We start from the raw sequence: 1053 nt of genomic DNA on the forward strand, positions 1-1053 counted from the left end.
TCGAAGTCCGCGCTGACGATGTCCCGCGGGTCGGAGCCCGCGGAGCTCTGGCTGATGCCGGAGTTGACGAACGAACTGTCGAAAGCCCCCAGGTCCGGCGCGAGCGAAAGCGAGTCCGCGCTGGCGAAGCTGTCGTTGTCGCGGTCTTCGCTGACGTAGCCGGCCACGTCGGTGATCGAAAAGGTCCGGACGTAGGGCGCGGCGAGGTTGTTGTTGAGCTTGTCGCGGAGGTTGGTGGTGACCGTGAAGCGGTAGTCGTCGGCGAGCAGCGGGCCGTCGGTGATGGTGAAGCCCTGGCTCAGGCCGGAGGCATAGCTGGCCGGGGCGAGGGCATAGATGAGCTCGTTGCCATCGTCGAAAGTGCCGTCGCCGCCGGAGCCGAGGAGCTCGAAGTTTGCGGGCTCGTTGACCGTTTCCGGCAGCATGTCCTCGCTGTAGCCGATGGAAAAGGAGCGGCCGAAGAAGTCGAGCGTGACGCCCTCCGCGGGCAGGCTCACCGAGGTGATGGTCGGCGGGGTGGTGTCGGTCAGCGAGGTGTTGATGAAGTACTCGGCGAGCATCCCGAGACCGGTGCCGGTGAGGCGCAGGTAGTAGGTGTCCTCGTCGCCGGGCTGGAGCAGGTGGGTCAGCGGGCCGTCGGTGCTGGTGGCCACCGGGGTGCCGGCATTGCTGCTGCGGTAGAGCTGCAGCGTGTAGCTGGTGAGCGTGGTGGAGGTCGGCAGGTCGAGCGCGGCGGCGACCTCGGTGCCGGCGGCGATGTTGCCGAGGCCGAAGTAATCGCCCGGACCGTCGTCGGTATCGAGCAGGCCGTAGATGCGGTTGCTGAGCTGGTTGCCGGCCAGCGTGAAGCTCAGCCCGTCGGCCTGGCTGAACTGGTCGTTGGCCTCCGTTTCCATCTGCCCGGATCCGGGCGGCGCGAGCGTGACGCGGAACCGGTATTCGGTGTTGTAGTCGCCGTTCCAGGGTTGGACGCGGACGTAGTAGGTGCCGTCGCGGGGGATGGTGGCCTGGCCGTTGTTGACGTCGCCGCCCTGGACGTCGATGAGCAGGTTG

1 protein-coding gene is annotated in these 1053 nt (G+C 67.2%); it reads right to left on the reverse strand.

What is annotated here, in order from left to right; all coding sequences use genetic code 11:
• The coding region (locus ABXH26_RS20580) for an Ig-like domain-containing domain (protein WP_353568983.1) at positions 1-1053 on the reverse strand (1053 nt) is incomplete at both ends.

It is taken from the genome of Haloferula sargassicola (genome assembly GCF_040362925.1).
Lineage (GTDB): Bacteria > Verrucomicrobiota > Verrucomicrobiia > Verrucomicrobiales > Akkermansiaceae > Haloferula > Haloferula sargassicola.